Origin of the sequence: Pseudomonas sp. KCJK9000, from assembly GCF_046230725.1 — a bacterium.
GTDB classification, from domain to species: domain Bacteria; phylum Pseudomonadota; class Gammaproteobacteria; order Pseudomonadales; family Pseudomonadaceae; genus Aquipseudomonas; species Aquipseudomonas promysalinigenes.
Genome location: NZ_JBJJLN010000041.1, coordinates 20,007 through 41,706 on the forward strand (window position 1 = coordinate 20,007; position 21,700 = coordinate 41,706).

Annotated in this window: 17 protein-coding genes and 1 pseudogene; 5 read left to right on the forward strand and 13 right to left on the reverse strand. The window is 61.1% G+C overall.

The genetic code is table 11. The annotated features are described in order from the left end of the window. Positions 1-54: 54 nt before the first annotated feature. The 5 genes from ACK59H_RS17145 to trxA form a co-directional block, all read right to left on the reverse strand. On the reverse strand, positions 55-714 hold the full coding sequence (locus ACK59H_RS17145; RefSeq protein WP_060477185.1) for a gamma-glutamylcyclotransferase: 660 nt from the start codon (positions 712-714) through the stop codon (positions 55-57). Positions 715-960: 246 nt separating this feature from the next. Continuing rightward, on the reverse strand, positions 961-1,929 hold the full coding sequence (locus tag ACK59H_RS17150; RefSeq protein WP_060477186.1) for a CDP-6-deoxy-delta-3,4-glucoseen reductase: 969 nt from the start codon (positions 1,927-1,929) through the stop codon (positions 961-963). Beyond that, positions 1,929-3,395, reverse strand: a complete 1,467-nt coding sequence (ubiD, locus tag ACK59H_RS17155) for a 4-hydroxy-3-polyprenylbenzoate decarboxylase (RefSeq protein WP_060477187.1) — start codon at positions 3,393-3,395, stop codon at positions 1,929-1,931. Before ubiD ends, ACK59H_RS17150 begins: the two co-directional genes overlap by 1 nt. Positions 3,396-3,613: 218 nt before the next feature. Then, complete coding sequence (gene rho, locus ACK59H_RS17160) at positions 3,614-4,873, reverse strand: transcription termination factor Rho (protein WP_003253661.1); 1,260 nt, start codon at positions 4,871-4,873, stop codon at positions 3,614-3,616. 230 nt (positions 4,874-5,103) lie between these two features. Continuing rightward, positions 5,104-5,433 (reverse strand): thioredoxin TrxA, encoded by a 330-nt coding sequence (gene trxA, locus ACK59H_RS17165; protein ID WP_060477188.1) that lies wholly within the window; start codon positions 5,431-5,433, stop codon positions 5,104-5,106. Positions 5,434-5,674: 241 nt separating this feature from the next. Here trxA and ppx point away from each other — a divergent pair, with 241 nt between their 5' ends. Next, a complete protein-coding gene (gene ppx / locus ACK59H_RS17170; RefSeq protein ID WP_060477189.1) occupies positions 5,675-7,177 on the forward strand; it encodes an exopolyphosphatase in 1,503 nt (500 codons plus the stop codon). On the opposite strand, the gene ppk1 is transcribed toward ppx, so the two are convergent. Next, on the reverse strand, positions 7,164-9,395 hold the full coding sequence (gene ppk1, locus ACK59H_RS17175; protein ID WP_409264663.1) for a polyphosphate kinase 1: 2,232 nt from the start codon (positions 9,393-9,395) through the stop codon (positions 7,164-7,166). The two genes, ppx and ppk1, sit on opposite strands and share 14 nt — an antisense overlap. 213 nt (positions 9,396-9,608) lie before the next feature. Between ppk1 and ACK59H_RS17180 the strand changes: the two genes are divergently transcribed. Then, a complete protein-coding gene (locus tag ACK59H_RS17180) occupies positions 9,609-10,253 on the forward strand; it encodes a DedA family protein (RefSeq protein ID WP_186476194.1) in 645 nt (214 codons plus the stop codon). Positions 10,254-10,802: 549 nt separating this feature from the next. Here the strand turns inward: ACK59H_RS17180 and ACK59H_RS17185 are convergent. Beyond that, positions 10,803-11,381 (reverse strand): annotated as a pseudogene (locus tag ACK59H_RS17185) (sterol desaturase family protein); the annotation flags it as partial. 113 nt (positions 11,382-11,494) lie between these two features. On the opposite strand from ACK59H_RS17185, the gene elbB reads away from it, so the two are divergent. After that, on the forward strand, positions 11,495-12,160 hold the full coding sequence (gene elbB / locus ACK59H_RS17190) for an isoprenoid biosynthesis glyoxalase ElbB (RefSeq protein WP_060477193.1): 666 nt from the start codon (positions 11,495-11,497) through the stop codon (positions 12,158-12,160). Here elbB and ACK59H_RS17195 read toward each other — a convergent pair whose 3' ends face one another. Both ACK59H_RS17195 and ACK59H_RS17200 read right to left on the reverse strand, forming a co-directional pair. Then, positions 12,161-12,613, reverse strand: coding sequence for a YaiI/YqxD family protein (locus ACK59H_RS17195; protein WP_060477194.1), 453 nt, complete (start codon positions 12,611-12,613; stop codon positions 12,161-12,163). A gap of 132 nt (positions 12,614-12,745) precedes the next feature. Next, positions 12,746-14,686 carry an FTR1 family protein gene (locus ACK59H_RS17200; RefSeq protein ID WP_409264664.1) on the reverse strand — a complete coding sequence of 647 codons (1,941 nt, stop codon included), beginning with the start codon at positions 14,684-14,686 and terminating at the stop codon, positions 12,746-12,748. 215 nt (positions 14,687-14,901) lie between these two features. On the opposite strand from ACK59H_RS17200, the gene ACK59H_RS17205 reads away from it, so the two are divergent. Further along, positions 14,902-15,813, forward strand: a complete 912-nt coding sequence (locus ACK59H_RS17205) for a LysR substrate-binding domain-containing protein (protein WP_060477196.1) — start codon at positions 14,902-14,904, stop codon at positions 15,811-15,813. A 52-nt stretch (positions 15,814-15,865) separates the two neighbouring features. Here ACK59H_RS17205 and ACK59H_RS17210 read toward each other — a convergent pair whose 3' ends face one another. The 4 genes from ACK59H_RS17210 to ycaC form a co-directional block, all read right to left on the reverse strand. Then, complete coding sequence (locus tag ACK59H_RS17210; RefSeq protein ID WP_261744379.1) at positions 15,866-17,707, reverse strand: amidohydrolase; 1,842 nt, start codon at positions 17,705-17,707, stop codon at positions 15,866-15,868. Between the two features lie 103 nt (positions 17,708-17,810). Next, positions 17,811-18,629 (reverse strand): alpha/beta fold hydrolase, encoded by an 819-nt coding sequence (locus tag ACK59H_RS17215; RefSeq protein WP_186476190.1) that lies wholly within the window; start codon positions 18,627-18,629, stop codon positions 17,811-17,813. 37 nt (positions 18,630-18,666) lie between these two features. Beyond that, a complete protein-coding gene (locus tag ACK59H_RS17220; protein WP_060477199.1) occupies positions 18,667-19,233 on the reverse strand; it encodes an antibiotic biosynthesis monooxygenase in 567 nt (188 codons plus the stop codon). A gap of 116 nt (positions 19,234-19,349) precedes the next feature. Continuing rightward, positions 19,350-19,979, reverse strand: a complete 630-nt coding sequence (gene ycaC / locus ACK59H_RS17225) for an isochorismate family cysteine hydrolase YcaC (protein WP_060477200.1) — start codon at positions 19,977-19,979, stop codon at positions 19,350-19,352. Positions 19,980-20,280: 301 nt separating this feature from the next. On the opposite strand from ycaC, the gene ACK59H_RS17230 reads away from it, so the two are divergent. Then, positions 20,281-21,693: a PAAR domain-containing protein gene (locus ACK59H_RS17230; RefSeq protein ID WP_409264665.1), complete on the forward strand. Its 1,413-nt coding sequence runs from the start codon at positions 20,281-20,283 to the stop codon at positions 21,691-21,693. Positions 21,694-21,700: the final 7 nt, after the last annotated feature.

Here is a 21,700-nt window from a genome sequence, read left to right on the forward strand (position 1 = left end):
TCCCACGAGCGTTGCACATGGCTTGGGGTGAGCGCCAAGCCGGTGGGCGCGGCCTTAGCCGCGAATAGGTTCGTGCAGGTTATGGCAGCGCCTGAACCGGGCCTCCAGATTGCGATCGGGCATCTGGTGGCTGCGCAGCGCATTGAGGGTCTGTTCGACATAATCTTTAGTCGTACCATAACGCCCTTTGGCACTGGCCAGAATCTGGCTGAGCAAGGTGTCCGGCAGGTTTCCCGCATAGCAAGGCAAGTGCCGCTCCAGGACGAAGCCCAGCGCCTGCACTTTGCTGCCATCATCCAGCCTGCAGCTTAGCCAGTGCGGCCGGTAGGCCGGATAGGGCATTTCCCGTTGCCACAGCGCCATCAGCGACTCATCGAGGTTGCTGTCCTCCAGACGATAAGCGAACCCGCTGCAAGATCCGCCGCGGTCCAGGCCGAACACCAGGCCGGGCGTTTCCGGGGTGCCGCGATGCTCATGGGACCACAAGTACAACCCACGGTGATACCCATGTACGCGGGCCCGCTGCCGCTCGACGGACTGACACTCCGGTCGCCAGATCAGTGAACCGTAGGCAAACAACCACACAGGACCGCCTTCATGGCGAGACATGGTCATCTGCATGGAGTTGAGCAGTTGCTCACGGGACAATTGCTGGCCAAAGTCCAGCGCCGGAGGATAAGTGATTCCCCAAGACAAACTTTCAAGTGCCGACATAAGCTGCCGCCATTATTCCCCGAGTGCTACACACGTAGCCAAAGACATGTAACAGACGCTCTGCGCCGCCGCGCCAAGGGCGCTTGCACTAACCATAGGATAGAACTGACAGAATGCTCAAGCCCTCGGGCGCAAGTTTCACGCAGGGTTCCGACGACTGGGAGTTAGTGTTGAGGATGCGTTGAAAGTTAGTGGCTCAGGCGGTAACAATTACCGCCTTATACCCACTAGTTGCAACTTGGGTAATTAGCCGCGTGGGGCATAGGCGAATACATCGGCACGCATGCGGTGGGCATCCATACCCGCCTCTACCAGCGCATCGAGCGTGGCGTAGACCATGTTCGGCGAACCACTGGCATACACATGCACGGTGTTGAGATCCTTGACGTCCTCACAGACCGCTTCGTGCAGCATGCCGCAGCGCCCTTCCCAGCCGCACAGGTCACTGACCACCTTGTGCAGGAACAAGTTGGGCAAACGCTCCCATTCGGCCCAGTGTTCGATGGTATAGAAGTCCTCCGGCCGACGTACCCCCCAGTACAGGTGTACCGGGTGCTTGAAGCCCTGAGCGCGGCAATGCTCGACCAGGCTGTGCATCTGCCCCATGCCGGTACCTGCGGCTATCAGCACCAGTGGCCCGTCAGGCAACTCGGCCAAGTGAGTATCGCCAAAGGGCAGTTCGATGCGCGCCACCCGCTCTCGCTGAAGTTGCTCCAGCAACTGCAACGCACTGGTTTCACGACCCAGCACGTGCAGCTCAAGCTCGCGCCCGCAATGCGGCGCAGAAGCCAGCGAAAACGCCGCCTGCTTGCCGCCCTCGCGCTCGATCATCAGGTACTGCCCGGCATGATAGCGCGGCGGTCTGCCGGCCGGTGCTAGCAGGCGAACGCGCCACACATCGCCACCGACTTGAACGCACTCGCTCACGCTGCACGCCAGCTTGCGCACCGGCAGCTCGCCCAAGGCAAGCACACCGTCCCAGAGCAACACACAGTCCTCCAAGGGTTCGGCGATACAGGTGAACAACTCGCCGTGGTCGCGGACTTGGCCCTCCTGGCGCACGCGCCCTTCGACCAGCAATGCGGCGCAGACGTGGCAATTGCCATTGCGACAGCTGTTCGGGCAGTCATAGCCCAGCCGCCGCGCTCCATCCAGAATCCTTTCCCCGGGTTCTAGCGCCAGCACCGCCCCGGACGGCTGCAACGTTACCTGCATCAATTTATTCCCAATTGATCCCACAGCTCATCGATGCGGCGGGTGACGGCCTCGTCCTTGACGATGACTCGGCCCCATTCGCGTGTAGTCTCGCCCGGCCACTTGTGTGTGGCGTCCAGGCCCATCTTCGACCCCAGCCCCGATACCGGGGATGCGAAATCCAGGTAGTCGATCGGGGTGTTGTCGATCATCACCGTATCACGCTTGGGGTCCATGCGCGTGGTGATAGCCCAGATCACATCGTTCCAGTCGCGGGCGTTGATGTCATCGTCGGTGACGATAACGAATTTGGTGTACATGAACTGTCGCAGGAACGACCACACACCCAGCATCACGCGCTTGGCGTGGCCTGGATACTGCTTTTTCATGGTCACAACCGCCATGCGGTACGAGCAACCCTCAGGCGGCAGGTAGAAGTCGACGATCTCCGGGAACTGCTTTTGCAGAATGGGTACGAACACTTCGTTCAGAGCCACACCCAAAATGGCAGGTTCATCCGGTGGCCGGCCGGTGTAGGTGCTGTGGTAGATCGGTTTTTGCCGATGAGTGATGCGCTCGACGGTGAATACCGGGAAGCTGTCCACCTCGTTGTAGTACCCGGTGTGGTCGCCATAGGGACCTTCAGGGGCCATTTCGCCCGGGTGAATTACGCCTTCGAGGATGATTTCGGCGGTAGCCGGTACCTGCAGGTTACTGCCTCGGCACTTGACCAGTTCGGTGCGGTTGCCGCGTAACAGGCCAGCGAACGCGTATTCGGACAGCGTATCTGGCACCGGTGTCACGGCGCCCAAAATGGTCGCTGGGTCAGCGCCAAGCGCCACCGCCACGGGGAACGGCTGGCCTGGGTTCTTTTCGCACCACTCGCGATAATCCAGCGCACCGCCACGGTGGCTCAGCCAACGCATGATCACCTTGTTACGGCCGATCACCTGCTGGCGGTAAATGCCCAGGTTCTGGCGGTCCTTGTTTGGCCCACGGGTAACGGTCAGACCCCAGGTGATCAGCGGCGCCACGTCGCCTGGCCAGCAGTGCTGAATGGGCAGTTGGCCGAGGTCGACATCATCGCCCTCGACCACCACTTCCTGGCATACCGCGTCTTTGATCACCTTGGGCGCCATCGACACGACTTTCTTGAAGATCGGCAGCTTCGACCAGGCGTCTTTCAGGCCTTTTGGCGGTTCGGGCTCTTTGAGGAAGGCCAGCAACTTGCCGATTTCGCGCAGCTCGTCGACCGACTCGGCGCCCATGCCCATGGCCACGCGCTCAGGCGTGCCGAACAGGTTGCCCAGGACAGGGATGTCGAAGCCAGTGGGCTTTTCGAATAGCAACGCCGGGCCCTTAGCGCGCAGGGTGCGGTCGCAGACCTCGGTCATTTCCAGTACAGGGGAAATCGGAACCTGGATGCGCTTGAGTTCACCGCGCTGCTCCAGGCCACGAATGAAGTCGCGCAAGTCGCGATACTGCATGCTTGAGCCTCGTGTTGGCCGTATCGGTCGGGGTTGCAGAGTGTAGCGCCGTTCAGCATTCAATGGCCAAAAATGACTTGGGGCCGCTTCGCGACCCTTCGCCGGTGACCCGCCCCCGCAAGGTAGGCACCGGCAGTTGGCCTGGTGCTATCGCTGCAAGAGCGGGATCACCCGCGAAGGGCTGCGCAGCAGCCCCATTCAATGCCTGAAACGTAAGCTTACTTGCGCTTCATCGACAGGAAGAACTCGTCGTTGGTCTTGGTCTGCTTGAGCTTGTCGACCAGGAACTCGATAGCCGCGATCTCGTCCATCGGGTGCAGCAGCTTACGCAGGATCCACATGCGCTGCAGCTCATCATCAGCGGTGAGCAGCTCTTCGCGGCGGGTACCGGAGCGGTTGATGTTGATGGCCGGGAACACACGCTTCTCGGCGATACGACGGTCCAGAGGCAGCTCCATGTTGCCAGTACCCTTGAACTCTTCGTAGATCACCTCATCCATCTTCGAGCCGGTTTCTACCAGCGCGGTGGCGATGATGGTCAGCGAGCCACCTTCTTCGATGTTTCGCGCGGCGCCGAAGAAGCGCTTGGGCTTCTCCAGCGCATGGGCATCGACACCACCGGTCAGCACCTTGCCGGAGCTTGGGATCACGGTGTTGTAGGCACGGGCCAGGCGGGTGATGGAGTCCAGCAGGATGACCACATCCTTTTTGTGCTCGACCAGGCGCTTGGCCTTCTCGATGACCATTTCGGCAACCTGCACGTGGCGGGTTGGCGGCTCGTCGAAGGTCGAGGCGACCACTTCGCCGCGCACGGTGCGCTGCATTTCGGTCACTTCTTCCGGGCGCTCGTCGATCAGCAGGACAATCAGGTGGCACTCAGGGTTGTTACGAGTGATGTTCGCCGCGATGTTCTGCAGCATGATCGTCTTACCGGCTTTTGGCGGAGCAACGATCAGGCCACGCTGGCCTTTGCCGATCGGGGCGCACAGGTCGATGACGCGGCCGGTGAGGTCTTCGGTGGAGCCGTTACCGGCTTCCATCTTCAGACGCTTGTTGGGGAACAGCGGCGTCAGGTTCTCGAACAGGATCTTGTTCTTCGCGTTTTCCGGACGGTCGAAGTTGATGGTGTCGACCTTCAGCAGGGCGAAGTAGCGCTCCCCTTCTTTGGGTGGGCGGATCTTGCCGACGATGGTGTCGCCGGTACGCAGGTTGAAACGGCGGATCTGGCTTGGCGAGACGTAGATGTCATCGGGGCCGGCCAGGTAGGACGCATCAGCAGAACGCAGGAAACCGAAACCATCCTGGAGAATCTCCAGCACGCCGTCACCCGAGATCTCTTCGCCGCTCTTCGCATGCTTCTTCAGCAGGGCGAAAATCACGTCCTGTTTGCGCGAACGGGCCATGTTTTCGATGCCCATCTGTTCGGCCATTTCCAAAAGATCGGTAATCGGCTTTTGCTTGAGTTCAGTCAGGTTCATAAGGGGAATGACGTAATCATGTAAGAAGGGAGAATTAAGCTTTGGCTTAATGAGGCCGCGCCGCTAGATGGCGACAGGATCGCGTACTGATTCGAATTAGGGATGCTTCGGCGACGGCATGCAGAGGGCACTGGAGAAGCAGTGCGAGGCCGAATGTAACACTTGCTTTTTTCTGCGTCTAGTGCTCTGAAAAAGAAAAGCCCCGCATTTGCGGGGCTTTTTCCATCACATCACAGGTGGGCGTCGAGGAACGCGGCCAGCTGCGATTTGGACAACGCGCCTACCTTGGTGGCTTCGACGTTGCCGTTCTTGAACAGCATCAGGGTAGGAATGCCACGCACGCCGTGCTTGGCCGGGGTTTCCTGGTTGTCGTCGATGTTGAGCTTGGCGACGGTCAGTTTGCCCTCGTAGGTGCCGGCGATGTCGTCCAGAACCGGAGCGATCATCTTGCATGGACCGCACCATTCAGCCCAGTAGTCGACCAGCACCGGGCCTTGAGCCTGCAGGACTTCGGCTTCGAAGGTGGCGTCGGTGACGTGTTTGATCAGATCGCTGCTCATGGATATCTCCAGGGTCGTAAGCAAAAAACGTGGCCCATGATAGCTGCACCCAAGCCCTACAGGAAGCCACGGACGATTGAGTGTAACTATAGTTGTGCAAGACCACTCGAATCGAAACTGTCACACGAGTGTCATAGCATCGAATGGCAAATTGCCTTGCATCAAGGCCCGGCGCAGTGCGCGTTGGCGTAAGCCAAGGATCGTGGCACGATTGCCGGGTTACCGACCGAGAACACACAGAATGCCGCAAACTTCCGCGAAGAACCTGTCTCTGATCGCCGCCATCGACCTGGGCTCCAATAGCTTTCACATGGTCGTGGCCAAGGCCCACCATACTGAGATCCGCATTCTCGAGCGGCTGGGCGAAAAGGTTCAGCTTGCCGCTGGCATCGACGAAGAGCGCAGGCTCAGTGAAGAAGCCATGGAACGTGGCCTGGAATGCCTGAAGCGTTTTGCCCAGCTGATCAACGGCATGCCGGCAGGCTCAGTGCGCATCGTTGGCACCAATGCCCTGCGAGAAGCGCGTAACCGCAACGTATTCATCCAGCGCGCCGAAGCTATCCTCGGCCACCCGGTGGAAGTCATCTCCGGGCGTGAAGAGGCGCGCCTGATCTACCTGGGCGTTTCGCACACGCTGGCCGACAACCCCGGCAAGCGCCTGGTCGCCGACATCGGCGGCGGCAGTACCGAGTTCATCATCGGCCAGCGCTTCGAGCCGCTGCTGCGCGAAAGCCTGCAGATGGGCTGCGTGAGTTTCACCCAGCGCTACTTCCGCGACGGCAAGATCACCCCGGCACGCTACGCCCAGGCCTACACCGCTGCACGCCTGGAGCTGATGAGCATCGAGAACGGCCTGCACCGCCTGACCTGGGACGAGGCCATCGGTTCATCCGGCACCATCCGCGCCATCGGCGCTGCGATCAAGGCTGCAGGCCTGGGCAATGGTGAGGTCAATGCCGAAGGCCTGGCTTGGGTCAAACGCAAGCTGTTCAAGCTGGGCGAAGCCGACAAGATCGACTTCGAAGGCGTCAAACCAGATCGGCGCACCATTTTCCCGGCGGGCCTGGCGATTCTCGAAGCGATCTTCGATGCCCTGGAACTGCAACGCATGGACCACTGCGACGGCGCACTGCGTGAAGGCGTGCTGTTCGATCTGTTGGGCCGCCATCACCATGAAGACGTGCGCGAACGCACCCTGAACTCGCTGATGGAGCGGTACCACGTCGACCACGGCCAGGCCGCGCGGGTCGAGCGCAAAGCCTTGCATGCGTTTGACCAAGTCGCCGCGCAGTGGGACCTGAATGAGGGTAATTGGCGGGATCTTCTCAGTTGGGCGGCCAAAATTCACGAAATCGGCCTGGATATTGCCCATTATCACTACCACAAGCACGGCGCCTATCTAGTCGAGCATTCCGACCTGGCAGGCTTTTCGCGGGAAGATCAACAAATGATGGCCCTGCTGGTGCGCGGCCACCGCCGCAACATCCCCAAAGACAAGTTCGTGGAACTCGGCGATGAGGGCGTCAAGTTGCTGCGCCTGTGCGTGCTGCTGCGCTTCGCCATCCTGTTCCACCACATCCGGGGAACTCAACAGATGCCGAAGGTACAGCTCAAAGCGGATGAAGACAGCCTTGAGGTGGTGTTCCCCGAAGGCTGGCTGGAACAGAACCAGCTGACCCAGGCCGACTTCGCCAACGAGGCGCAGTGGCTGACCCGGGTCGGCTTCGTCCTCAGCGTACGTTGAGGACCGGGTTGCTCAGGCGCTCCAGCAGGGTCGCCTGAACGCTGCGCGGGTTCTGGTTGCCGGTCGGGGTGCTACGCACATAGCGCCCGTCGGGCTGCAAGGTCCAAGCATGGGTGTTGTCGGTCAGGTAGCCTTCCAGCTCCTTCTTCACCCGCAACAGCAGTTTCTTGCCCTCGACCGGGAAGCAGGTCTCGACGCGCTTGTCGAGGTTGCGCTCCATCCAGTCGGCGCTGGACAGGTAGATTTGTTCCTCGCCGCCGTTGAGGAAGTAGAACACCCGCGTGTGCTCAAGGAAGCGGCCAATAATCGAGCGCACCTGTATGTTGTGGGAAACCCCCGCGATACCTGGGCGCAGGCAGCACATGCCGCGCACCACCAGGTCGATCTTCACGCCCGATTGGCTGGCCTTGTACAACGCTTTGATGACCTTGGCATCGGTCAACGAGTTGAACTTGGCGATGATGTGCGCAGGTTTGCCGTCCAGGGCGAACTGAGTCTCCCGGGCGATCATGTCGAGCATGCCTTTTTTCAGGGTGAACGGCGCATGCAGCAGTTTTTTCATGCGCAAGGTCTTGCCCATGCCGATCAGCTGGCTGAATAGCTTGCCGACGTCTTCGGTGAGGGCGTCGTCAGAGGTCAGCAGACTGTAGTCGGTGTACAGCCGCGCGTTCCCGGCATGGTAGTTACCGGTACCCAGATGCGCATAGCGCACGATCTCGCCCTGCTCGCGGCGCAGGATCAGCATCATCTTGGCGTGGGTCTTGAAGCCGACCACGCCGTAGATCACCACCGCACCGGCCGCTTGCAGACGGCTGGCCATCTGCAAGTTGGACTCTTCGTCAAAGCGTGCGCGCAGCTCGATCACCGCAGTGACCTCTTTACCGTTACGCGCTGCATCCACCAAGGCGTCGACGATTTCCGAGTTGGCCCCGGAGCGGTACAGCGTCTGGCGTACCGCAAGCACGTGCGGGTCCTTGGCAGCCTGGCGCAGCAGGTCGATCACGGGAGTGAACGACTCGAACGGGTGCATCAGCAGAATGTCCTGCTTGCCGATGACACTGAAGATGTTGTCGGCATTTTGCAGCAGCTTGGGAATTGCCGGGGTGAACGGCGTGTATTGCAGCTCTGGGTGGCTGTCCAGGCCTGTGATGCTGAACAGGCGGGTCAGGTTGACCGGGCCATTGACCTGGTAGAGCTCGCTCTCGCTCAAGCTGAACTGCTTCAACAGATAGTCCGACAGGTGTTTCGGACAGGTATCGGCCACCTCCAGGCGCACCGCATCACCGTAGCGGCGCGAGAACAGCTCACCGCGCAGGGCCCGGGCCAGGTCGTCGACCTCCTCCGAATCCAGCGCCAGGTCAGCGTTACGGGTCAGGCGGAACTGGTAGCAACCCTTGACCTTCATCCCCTGGAACAGATCATCGGCGTGGGCATGGATCATCGACGACAGGAAGACATAGTTGGCACCAGGGCCGCCGACCTCTTCAGGCACACGAATCACCCGTGGCAACAGGCGCGGGGCCGGGATGATCGCCAAGCCAGAGTCGCGGCCGAAAGCATCCACACCCTCGAGCTCGACGATGAAGTTCAGGCTCTTGTTCACCAGCAACGGGAACGGGTGGGTCGGGTCCAGGCCGATCGGGGTGATGATCGGTGCGATCTCGTCGCGGAAGTAGCGGCGCACCCAGGTCTTGAGCTTGGGCGTCCAATAACGGCGGCGGATGAAGCGGATCGCGTGTTTTTCCAGCTCCGGCAGCAGCACGTCATTGAGAATCGCGTACTGGCGCTCCACCTCGAAGTGCACCAACTCGCTGATGCGTGCCAGGGCCTGGTGCGGCTGCAAGCCGTCGGCGCCGGCCAGCTCACGGGCAAAGTTGATCTGCTTCTTCAGGCCGGCGACGCGGATCTCGAAGAACTCGTCGAGGTTGCTGGAGAAGATCAGCAGGAACTTGAGGCGTTCGAGCAGCGGATACGACTCGTCCAGCGCCTGCTCCAGCACGCGGATGTTGAATTGCAGCTGCGAAAGTTCGCGATGAATGTACAGGCTGCTGTCGTCCAGGCTCGGTACGGCGATGGCCGGGGCAGGCGCTGCGGCCGGGGCGGTGGCTTCGACCACAGGCTCGGCAACCTCGGGCAGGTCCGGCGGGGTCTGCATCATCTCTTCGGGGACTGCCTGGGCGTCCTTGATCGCGACAGGGGTTAGCACTTCATTATTCATCTGACGTTCCTGAGGACGTTAACGCCCTATGATCAATTGAGCGGCAAGATAAGCGTCCATTATGACGGCTGTGTGACAGCTTCGCGCAAGGCGCGACTTGAAGCTGTCGGTATTGTCTGTGTAGGAAATGTTCACGTCGAGACACATTTGGACACTTTCCCGAACGCGCGCGAAGGGGTAGGCTGCGCGTTCATTTCGCCAGCACCTCAGAAAATGCTCCAACAATTCCTGCAGGATTTCGGCTACTTTGCCCTTTTTCTAGGCACCTTCTTCGAAGGCGAGACCATTTTGGTACTTGCAGGGTTCCTCGCGTTCCGCGAATACATGGACATCAAGCTGGTGGTGTTGGTGGCGTTTTGCGGCAGCTACGCTGGCGATCAGCTGTGGTATTTCATGGGCCGGCGCCACGGGCGCAAGATCCTCGCGCGCAAGCCGCGCTGGCAAGCCATGGGTGACCGTGCGCTGGAGCATATCCGTCGCCATCCGGACATCTGGGTGCTGAGCTTTCGCTTCGTCTACGGCCTGCGCACGGTCATGCCGGTAGCCATCGGCCTGTCCGGTTACTCGCCGCGCCGTTACTTGCTGCTCAACGGTATAGGTGCCGCAGTCTGGGCGTTGGCGCTGGGCCTTGCCGCCTACCATTTTGGCGCCATCCTCGAAGGCATGCTGGGCAGCATCAAGAAGTACGAGCTATGGGTGCTCGGCGCCCTGCTGTTGCTGGGCATCCTGCTGTGGCTGCGCCGGCGCTTTCGGACCCTGCGCGCCGAGCGCCGCGCTGCGGCACAAGAGCAGGCCGACAACGCTGAGCAGCAAGTAGCCGCCCAGAAGCAGCCAGAACACGGGCAAGACCACCGCTAAGCCCAGGGTGGCGGCCAGGTATAGCGCCGGCACCAACGTGAGCAAGCGCACCAACTCCAGGCGCAGTGCCCACGGCCGATTTTCCAGTGCCGCGCCCAACACGAACAACCCAAAGGCCATCAGCGCCCAGCCCAACACCAGAGCGGCAACGGGTACGCGTTCGGCCACCTCCATCAAGTAGCTGCCCAAAGCGATGTAAGCCAAGAACTGCACCGCAACGTACACCTGCCAAGCCCGGCCCAGTGCTACTTCGAACTTGTGGAACAACGCCAGGTTCTGCTTAGCCTGTGGATAAGCGGCCGCGACATCGGCCGGACGCCAGCCAGTGGGCATGAACCAGATGCGTAGCTTGTCTTGCCAACGGCGTGTACGGCGGGCATCGCTGCACAGTTGGGCATAGAACTGCAGGTTCGCCCACAACGGGTTCCAGCTGGCCAAGGGCGTGGTCACACCGAAAACCACCGGTTCGTGCGGGTCTTCTTCCTTGAAGGTGCCAAACAGACGGTCCCAGATAATGAACACACCACCATAGTTGCGATCCAAGTAAGCAGGATTTTGCGCATGGTGAACGCGATGGTTGGACGGCGTGATCAATACCCACTCAAGCCAACCGAGCTTGGGAATGTGGCGGGTATGCACCCAGAACTGGTACAGCAGGTTCAGCGACGCCACGGTGACGAACACCACAGGCGGCACGCCCAGCAACGCCATGGGCAGATAGAAGATCCAAGAAAAAAGGAAGCCGCTACTGGTCTGGCGCAGCGCGGTGGTGAGGTTGTACTCCTCGCTTTGGTGATGGACCGAATGCGCCGCCCACAGCACGTTACGTTCATGGCCCAGGCGATGCAGCCAGTAGTAGCAAAGGTCATACAGGACGAAGGCCAGCAGCCACACCCAGCCGCTGTTCTGGGGCAGGCGCAGTACCGCCAGATGCTCCCAGGCCAGTGCATAGCTCAGCAACCCTACACCTTTGGTCAACAAGCCGGTGGTGGTGGACAGCGCACCGGTACTGAGGCTGTTGATCGAGTCGGCCAGGGTGAAGTTGCTTTGCTGGCGCACACGGTCGGCGAGCAGCTCCAGCGCAATCAACACGAAGAAGAACGGCACGGCCAGCAGAATCAGATCCATGGGCAACGCTCTCGGAGTTCATTCACAAAGAGTAGGACGCGCCCCCAGTAATCCCTATGGCCACATCTGCCAAACTAAGGGACATTTAGCACCTCGAAAATGGAGTAATGAGCATGACCAAGAAAGTAGCGGTGATTCTTTCCGGCTGTGGGGTTTACGACGGTGCCGAAATCCACGAAAGCGTGATCACCCTGCTGCGCTTAGACCAGCGCGGTGCGCAGGTGCAGTGCTTTGCGCCCAACGTTGCGCAGATGCACGTGATCGACCACCTGACCGGTCAGGAAATGCCCGAGTCACGCAATGTGCTGACTGAATCGGCGCGCATCGCCCGTGGTGAGGTCAAAGATATTCGCCAAGCCAGGGCCGAGGACTTCGACGCGCTGATTGTGCCGGGCGGCTTTGGGGCTGCGAAGAATCTGTCCGACTTTGCCGTACAAGGCGCGGAATGTACCGTGAATCCGGAGGTGCTGGCGCTGGCCGAAGCCTTTGCCGAAGCGTGCAAACCAGTCGGTTTGATCTGTATTTCGCCCGCATTGGCAGCGAAGATCTATGGCCCAGGTGTGGTCTGCACCATCGGCAATGACGAAGGCACCGCAGCGGCTGTGGAAAAAATGGGCGCCAAGCACGAACAGTGCGATGTACACGACATCGTCGAAGACACCCAGCGCAAGCTGGTTACCACCCCTGCCTACATGGTCGCCACGTCGATCAGCGAAGCAGCCAGTGGTATCTACAAGCTGGTTGACCGAGTGCTGGAACTGACCCACGAAGGGGAATGATCAGCCCCTGCTCAGGCGGGTAAGAATCCGGTCCAAGGCATTGGCGAACGCCTGCTTTTCGCGTTCGCCATAGGGCGCCTGCCCGCCCCCGACCTGGCCCTGCTCACGCAATTCGGTGAACAGGTTACGCACCGCCAGGCGCTCGCCCATGTTGCGTTCATCGAACTCGCGGCCACGCGGGTCCAGGGCGGCCACCCCCTTCTTGATCAGGCGGTCAGCCAGCGGCACGTCGCTGCAGATCACCAGTTCACCAGGCACGGCGTGCTCGACCAGATAATCGTCGGCGGCGTCCATGCCGCTAGGGACCACGATCAGGCGCACGATCGCGAAGGCCGGCTTGGCTACGGCCTGGCCGGCCACCATGACTACCTCCAGCTGGCGCTTGAGGGCGAATTTGACGATCAGGTCCTTGGCTGCCTTTGGGCAGGCGTCGGCGTCGATCCAGATGCGCATTGTTTTAGATACCTTCATGACTGCGCCAGCCCCTTCGCAGGTGAACCCGCCCAGCAGGACTGCGCATGCTTTTAGACCAGCGCCAACCTACCGAAGCGGCGTCAACCGCGAACATGCCAGCAGTCTCCACCTTCAAACCACAGCCCGGCGCTTTTCGGCCAGGCGACTGCGGCCATACAACACCACAATGGCCAGCAATGCCACTGCCTGAGCAGTGAGTGAATACACGTCAGGGTGAATACCCAGCCAATCGAACTCGAAGAACGCCATCGGCCGCGTGCCCAGCACGCCTGCCTCTTGCAGCGCTTTCACGCCATGCCCGGCGAAAACCACCGACAGGGCACACAGCAATCCTGCGTTGATGCTGAAGAACAACGACAATGGCAGCTTCGCCGAGCCGCGCAAAATAACCCAGGCAAGGCCTACCAGCAGCACCATCGCCGTGGCGCCGCCCGCCAGCACCGCTTGATGCCCCGCAGGGCCAGCCTGCAGCCACAGGGTTTCGTAGAACAGAATCACCTCGAACAGCTCACGGTACACCGAGAAGAACGCCAGCACGGCGAAGCCAAAGCGCCCCCCTCCACTGACCAGGCTGCTCTTGATGTAATCCTGCCAGGCAGCGGCATGCCGACGGTCGTGCATCCACACGCCCAGCCACAGCACCATCACGCTGGCGAACAAAGCGGTGCTACCTTCCAGCAGTTCGCGCTGAGCGCCACCAACGTCGATCACATAGGCAGCCACAGCCCAGGTGGCGAAGCCTGCAACCAAAGCCAAGGCCCAGCCGATGTTAACGCTGCGCATGGCCGAGTGCTGGCCGGTATTGCGCAGGAAGGCCAGAATTGCAGCCAGCACCAAAATGGCCTCAAGGCCTTCACGCAGCAGGATCAGCAGGCCGGAGACGAAGCTCAGGGACCAGCTCAGGCCATCGCTACCCAGCAGCTTGGCGGCTTGGTCGAGCTTGGCCTTGGCTGCAGCCAGACGCTGCTCGGCCTGGGCCACGGGCAACCCATCCTGCAGCGACTGGCGGTAGGCCATCAGGGCTCTTTCGGTACTTTTACGCGCGTCGGTGTCGATGTTGTCCAACGAGCTCTCGACCAGTTCGAAGCCTTCAAGGTAAGCCGCTACCGAGAGGTCGTAAGCCTGGTCATGGTCGCCCGCACGGTACGCCGCCAGGCTCTTGTCCAGGGTACTGGCGGTATATTCAAGCAACTGCGCCGGGCCGCGTTTGACCTGGGGCGGCTGAGCGCGCTGGGCGCGGAACGCTTCCAGGGCAGCAGCGCCCTCAGCGGCGGCGATTTCGGCAGGGGTCTGGCGGGCCAGGTCGGCGATGTTCCAGGTCTTAGCGCCCTCGGCCGCTTCTGGCTTGGCGCTGAAGCTGGCGATGTAGGCCGCCACGTCCCACCGCTGGCGTTCGTCGAGCTGGTCAGCGAACGATGGCATTTCGGTACCGTCGATCCCCAACGCCAACGTGTTGTAAAGGTCGAACAGGCTCAGTTGATCCATGCGTTCGGTGTTACGCAGATTCGCTGGCGGGGGCTCCAGGCCTACCCCAGCAGGGCCATCACCGGCGCCGCTGGTGCCATGGCAGATGGCGCAGTTCTGCGCATACAGCGCAGCGCCTCGGGCAGCGTCCGGGGTGATGACGGGAGCCTGGCTGACCTCGTAGGCCACCGCCAAGCGCGCGCCCAACAGGCGTGCTTGCTTGGCCACCGCCGGGCCGTCCTGGCGCTGATCGATGGCTTGGCGCAACGCTTGCACGCCTTGCTGCAAACCGGCGTGCTCAGGGTTGTTCGGCAGGCCTTCGATCAAGTCCGCCAGCACACTGCTGAATTCCTGCTGCTCACGGTATTCGCCGTCATCGACCACCTTGCCGTTGGCAACGGTTGGGGGGTAGTCAGCACCGATGTAATCCAGCAGATGCAGGGCCTTGGCGGCTTCGGCGGGGGCTTGGGCCTGCGCCTGGGCGCTGCATAACGCCAGCACCGGGCCAAGCAATACGGCCGGCAGCCAGGCGAGCAGACGGGAACGGGTTTTCATGGCCAGTCTCGGAGGGAATGCGAAAGAGAACATTGTTCACTTCCACTTTGCTTCTCTCAAGGGCCGAGATCGTATTTCATGAAAAATCTTGCGACAAATCAGATGAACTGAAAGGCGACAAAAGCGTGAACGGGTTGAAGCTGGTCTGTCCTCGCCATCACGCGAATAAAGCAAGGCTACTTAAATCACCCCCTTGACGGCGTTAGACTGCCCAAATTGCCTACAACGTTCCGATTGGAGAACGCTCATTGGAAGACCTCAACTCGCTCTACTACTTCACCCAAGTCGTCGAGCACGGTGGTTTTGCACCGGCCGGCCGGGCGCTGGACATGCCAAAGTCCAAGCTCAGCCGGCGCATCGCTGACCTTGAGGAGCGCCTGGGCGTGCGGCTGCTGCACCGCACCAGCCGCCATTGTTCATTGACCGAGATCGGCCAGGCCTACTACAACCGCTGCCTGGCCATGCGCGTGGAGGCCGAGGGCGCTGCCGAGATCATCGAACGCAACCGCAGCGAGCCGCGCGGGCTGGTGCGCATCAGTTGCCCAACCACCCTGCTCAATGCCTGGGTCGGGCCGATGCTGACCCGCTACATGCTCAAGTACCCGCAGGTGGAGCTGTTCATAGAGAGCACCAACCGGCGCGTAGACCTGCTGCACGAGGGATTCGACATTGCGCTGCGGGTGCGCTTTCCGCCGCTCGAAAACACCGACATGGTGATGAAAGTGCTAAGCAATAGCACCCAGTGCCTGGTCGGGCACCCGCGCTTGCTGGCTGAACTGCCCGAAGGCTTCGAGCCGCAGCAACTGGGCACGCTGCCTAGCGTTCACTGGGGCGGGGCGCAGCGGGAGTACCAGTGGGAATTGTTCCAGGGCGAGGCCAATAGCCGCAGCATTGTCATCGCGCACACCCCGCGCATGGTCACCGACGACCTGTTCGCCTTGCGTCACTTCGTGCTGGCCGGTGTGGGCATCGCCCACTTGCCAACGGTGGCCGTGCGCGAGGACCTGGCGGCGGGCCGCCTGGTGGAGCTGTTGCCAGGCTGGCACCCGCGCTGCGGCATCGTCCATGCGATCTTCCCATCGCGGCGGGGCTTGCTGCCTTCGGTGCGGGCACTGATCGATCACCTGGCCGAAGAATTCGCCCTCAGCGACATGGCTTGAAAAGGCTGGCAGAACGCAAAGGGGGCCGGTGAAGGCCCCCACTACTACTGGTTCAGAAGGCGAAACAGGAGCAACCCAACGCGCCCCAGAAGCCTTGGAAGTCGTTGATCGGTACGCTCGAATGCCGCGCCTTTTCATGGCTGTGGGCATGTACCCCACAAGGCCCGACACACTGGTGCGCCACCGCTGCCAGCGAAGGTGTGCCTACCCGCCAATGCCCTGGCACCTTGGTCACCGGGGACCATTCCGGCAGCACTGGCACCTGGGCCGGGCCGAGCTTGTCGAACTCGGCAGCGGCGTACACCACCTTGCCGTCGACGATGGTCAGCACCGACTCGATACCCTTGATCGCCTCTTCTTCGACACTGAAGAAGTCCAGCGACAATGCCGCGAGGTCCGCAAGCTGGCCAACCTTGATCTGGCCTTTCTTGCCCTGCTCGCTGGAGAACCAGGCACTGCCCTGGGTAAACAGCTGCAAAGCGGTGTCGCGGCTCAGGCCTTGCGGGTAAAGCTCCATGCCGCCGACTGTCTTGCCGCTGACCAGCCAGTACAACGAAGTCCAAGGGTTGTAGCTGGACACACGAGTCGCATCGGTACCTGCACCGACCGGCACGCCCATGTCGAGCATGCGCTGGATGGGTGGGGTCTGCTCGGCGGCCTTGGCACCGTAGCGGTCGACGAAGTACTCGCCCTGGAAGGCCATGCGGTCCTGAATGGCAATACCGCCGCCCAGTGCCCGCACGCGCTCGATGTTCTGCGGGGTGATGGTTTCGGCATGGTCGAAGAACCACGGCAGGCCATTGAACGGGATGTCGCGGTTGACCTTCTCGAACACGTCGAGCATGCGCGTGATCGATTCGTTATAGGTCGCGTGCAGGCGGAACGGCCAACGCTGCTCGACCAGGTGGCGCACCACCGGCTCAAGTTCTTCTTCCATGGTTTGCGGCAGGTCCGGGCGTGGTTCGAGGAAGTCCTCGAAGTCGGCGGCGGAGAACACCAGCATCTCGCCAGCGCCATTGTGACGCAGGAAGTCGGTGCCGCTGTGCAACTTGACGCTTGAGGTCCACTTCCTGAAGTCGTCCAATTCTTCCTTGGGCTTCTGAGTGAACAGGTTATAGGCAATGCGCACGGTCAGCTGGTCTTTGTCGGCCAGCTCCTGAATCACCGAGTAGTCGTCGGGGAAGTTCTGGTAGCCGCCGCCGGCGTCGATGGCGCTGGTAAGCCCCAGGCGGTTCAGTTCGCGCATGAACTGGCGGGTGGAGTTGACCTGGTACTCCAGTGGCAGCTTCGGCCCTTTGGCCAGGGTGGCGTAGAGGATCATCGCATTGGGGCGCGCGATCAGCATGCCAGTGGGGTTGCCGAACTTGTCACGCTGGATTTCACCACCCGGCGGGTTGGGGGTGCTTTTGTCGTAGCCAACCGCCTTGAGCGCGGCGCGGTTGAGCAGTGCACGGTCATAGAGGTGCAGCAGGAACACCGGGGTGTCGGGCGCTGCCTGGTTGATCTCTTCGAGGGTCGGCATGCGTTTTTCGGCGAACTGGAATTCGTTCCAGCCACCGACCACCCGCACCCACTGCGGAGTCGGCGTGCGCGCTGCCTGGTCCTTGAGCATGCGCAGGGCATCGGCCACCGACGGCACGCCTTCCCAGCGCAGCTCCAGGTTGTAGTTCAGTCCGCCACGTATCAGGTGCAGGTGCGAGTCGTTAAGCCCCGGTATCACCCTACGCTGCTTGAGGTCGATGATCTGTGTGCCACTACCCTTGTGGGCCATGGCCTCAGCGTCGCTACCCACGGCGATGAAGCGGCCGTCCTTGATGGCGACGGCGGTGGCAGTGGGCTTTTCGCGGTCAACGGTGTGCAGTTTGCCGTTGAACAGAATCAGGTCGGCGGTCATGGAGCCTCCTCGGGTAGATGTGCAGTGGGTTGTAGCAGGCTAGCCCAGCTCAGGTGCGCTGCTGGCCGAACCGGTAAATGGGCCGCAATGCGGCCCGGTGCCCTCAGCGGCTGAGGAATGCCAGCAAGTCTTGATTCAGTTGCTGGGCATGGGTAACCGCGAACCCGTGCGGCGCCCCTGCATACACTTTCAGCTGCGCCCCCGGGATCATCTGTGCGGCCTGCTTGCCGGTGGTTTCGAACGGTACGATCTGGTCGTCATCGCCGTGGATCACCAGGGTTGGCACATCGATCTTGGCCATATCTGGACGGAAGTCGGTTTCCGAGAACGCTGTCACGCAATCCAGCGTGCCCTTGATCGAGGCCATCAGGGCAATGTTCAAGGTCTGGGTCTGTACCCCTTGGGAAACCTGCTGGCCATGGTTGATGCCATAGAACGGCGTAGCGAAATCAGCGATGAATTGGGCACGGTCGGCCAGCAAACCCTCGCGAATGCCTGCAAATACCGACGGGTCGACGCCCTCGGGATTGTCATCGCGCTTACCGAACACAGGTGTCACCGCACCGAGCAGCACCAACCCGGCCACCCGCTCGCTACCGTGGCGGGCGATGTAGCGGCTGACATCCCCACCGCCCATGGAAAAGCCCACCAGGGTTACATCGCGCAGGTCGAGGTGTTCGATCAGCTCGGCGATATCGTCGGCGAAGGTGTCGTAGTCATAACCGGTCCAAGGCTGGCTGGAACGGCCGAAGCCACGACGGTCGAACGCGATGGTGCGGTAGCCTCGGCTAGCCAGGAACTCCATCTGCGAATCCCACATGTCAGCGTCCAGTGGCCAACCGTGGCTGAACAGCACCGGCTTGCCAGTGCCCCAGTCCTTGTAATAGAGGGAAGTGCCATCGCGGGTAACGAGAGTGGTCATGTCGATATCTCCTTGCAGGTTTGAGGGCTAAGGCGGCTTAGCCGCGCAGCCAGTTGGCACAGCGACGGGTGGCCCACGGCATGATGTAGAACACCACGGGCAGGATGACGAACAAGTTACCGATCAAATTTCCGAGAACCGGGCCACCCAGCAGCGGGAAGCGGGCGAACAACGGCGCCAGCAACTGCGGCACCACCAGGGTCATCGGGCAGATCACCAGGTAGGTCAGCAGCGCCTGCTTCCAGCGCGGCGGTTGGGCCGAGTTGACGCTCGGCGGGGTGAACCAGAACTCCGGGTCTTCATGAACCTGGGTGTGATCGCCCCCATCGAGCAACGGCAGTACCTCATCGACCAGCGCCTGACGCTCTTGCGAGTTGACCCAAGCCTGCAGCTGGCTTGCATCGGCAAAGCGCACTACGGTGGTGAAGTGTAGGCCGCCTGCATCGGGTCGGATGACATTGACGTCCAGATGCCCGGGCTGGCGGCGAGCGGCGCTGACGGTGCGCTTGAGCCACGCCTCGTATTCACTCAGTGATTCGGCGCGCGCCTTGTGCTGGATGACCAGGGTCACCACGTTGCGATTGTCTTGGAATGCGGTGTTCATCGGCGTTCCTCGGGATGACTTGCCCGCATCCACTGGGCTACGGCGCACGGGCGGTAGATCTGCTGAGTGGGTGGCCGCTGTCGGGCACCTTATGGCGGTGCCCGCTGGCGGTCGGCTTACTTGCCGGCGTTGAAGGCGTTGTAGCTGGTCATCAGGTTGCGGTAGTCCGGGATGTGGTTGGAGCACAGCGCTGCCAGCCCCTCGACATCGTTGCGCCAGTCGCGGTGCAGCTCGCAGGCCACGCCGAACCAAGTCATCAGTTGCGCACCGGCCTGGCTCATACGGTCGTGGGCGGCATCACGGGTCATGGCGTTGAAGGTGCCCGAGGCATCGGTGACCACAAACACATCGAACTCTTCCTCCAAGGCCGACAGCGCCGGGAAAGCCACGCACACTTCAGTCACCACGCCAGCGATGATCAGTTGCTTCTTGCCGGTGGCCTTCACTGCCTTGACGAAATCTTCGTTGTCCCAGGCGTTGATCTGGCCAGGGCGGGCGATGTAAGGCGCATCCGGGAACAGTGCCTTGAGCTCAGGCACCAGCGGGCCGTTAGGGCCTTGCTCGAAGCTGGTGGTGAGAATGGTCGGCAGGTTGAAGAACTTGGCGAGGTCTGCCAGGGCCAGCACGTTGTTCTTGAACGCATCTGGCTCGATGTCGCGGACCAGGGACAGCAGGCCAGCCTGGTGGTCGACCAGCAGTACGGCAGCGTCGTCTTTGTTCAGGCGGTTGTATTTGAAGTTGGTCATGGTGGTAGCTCCTAAGGATTTGCTTGTCGGTAAGTTGGGTGTTTCGCGTTGATGGGAGAAGATTAAAACCAACACCTTTTGGCCGATAGACCGTGTTTTTTGGCTTTAGCGTTCCATTTAGGGAACGATGGATTGGCGTTGGTTTTGCCTGCCTCGCGAGAACGTCGGCACACTTAGCAACAGCTCGCGACATCCAACCCCTCGAATGCTGTAGGACATTTCCGAAACTGCCCCTACCCCGAAAATAACGGCCTCCTGGCTGCTAGGTTCCAGGCTTCCATCTTCGAAACAGAGGTGAGCCATGAGCCAACGCATGAACATTTTCGGCCGGGGTCAAGGCCTGGACGGCGACCAAACCACCACCGGCGCCGTCTGCATTGCCGGTAAGGCCAGGGGCCGCGTCCACGGCAGTGACTGGCTGCTCACAGGCGACCAGACCACCGCCTGCCCGCGCTGCGGTGAAGCGGGTACCATCATCGAAGGCGAGCCACGCTGGAGGCAGGACAACATCCCCACAGCTTTGGATGGCGCCCTGGTGAAGTGCGGGTGTCCGCTGGGCGACAATCGTGTCATTGCCCCGCTGCACCAACGCCCCGCTCCCCGCCAAACGCCTGCGCCGACAGCCGCCTTTGAGGCGCCTGCACAAGCCCGCGCCAATACGTCCGTGAGGGAGACCTACTCGCCCCAGACATTCCAGCCATCGCCGGTATCGCAAGGCATGGAGCCTGGCTTCTATATCATCCCGCGTTGCATGACGTACCAGGAGGTCCTGCTTGAGCTCGGCGCGCCACAGGCCAACCTGCCGCGCTCGCTTCTGGAGCGCCTGAATCCGACCTATCAGCAGGGGTTCAAGGCGGGAGAGATCTTCGTGATCGGCGACGGCCTGAGTCGACCGGTCTGTACCCAGGAAGAGTTGCATGCGATGAGCGCGGCGAAACAGGCGCGGGAGGCGTTGGCGAGCCTGACGCCAGAAGAGGCGGAATTCATGGTGCGGCATCAGGCGGAAATTGCAGGGTGGCTCAGCGAAATTAGCCTCTCAGTCGGAGTGAGTGAAGCGATGATGGCAAAGTCGCTGGGCGACATAACCCTTATCTTGCGAAAGATTGAAGAGTTGCATCAGCAGCAATTTGCCAAGCACGGACACCTGCGGAGTCGTGAGTTTTTCGCCGAACGCATGAAGCTGCTCAAACAATTAGATACGGCCCTCAAAGCAACCGTGCTGAACAAGCGCCTTGACCTTGGCAACTATGAAAGGTTGCGTCGGGATTTGGGCATCTCATCAAAAAGCCTGGTTCATCACTGGAGCAAAGCAGGGACACCTGGCCAGATCCCCGGATACTCAACACACCTGGATAAACTGGCAAGCATTTCCAAGTATTTGAAGGCAGGGGGGCGTATAGGCATTGGAATTGGTGGTGTCGGCTCGGTAGTGAAAATTTCCGACGTGTGCCTAGCGGGCGACGCCAGGGCCTGCGAAAAGGTCAAAGTTACTGAGGCAGGGAATTTCTCCGGTGGCTTGGCCGGGGGCTGGGCTGGAGGCAAGGCGGGAGCTAAAGCTGCTGCAAAAGTTTGCTGGAGAATCGGACATCCTAAAGCCGTGTTCATATGCGGAATAGCCATAACCGGGGCGGGAGCTTACCTCGGAAGCACTAAAGGGATGAAGTACGGCGAGGAATTTTCGGACCTGATCTTCGAGACGCTTCACGATGACTGATCCACCC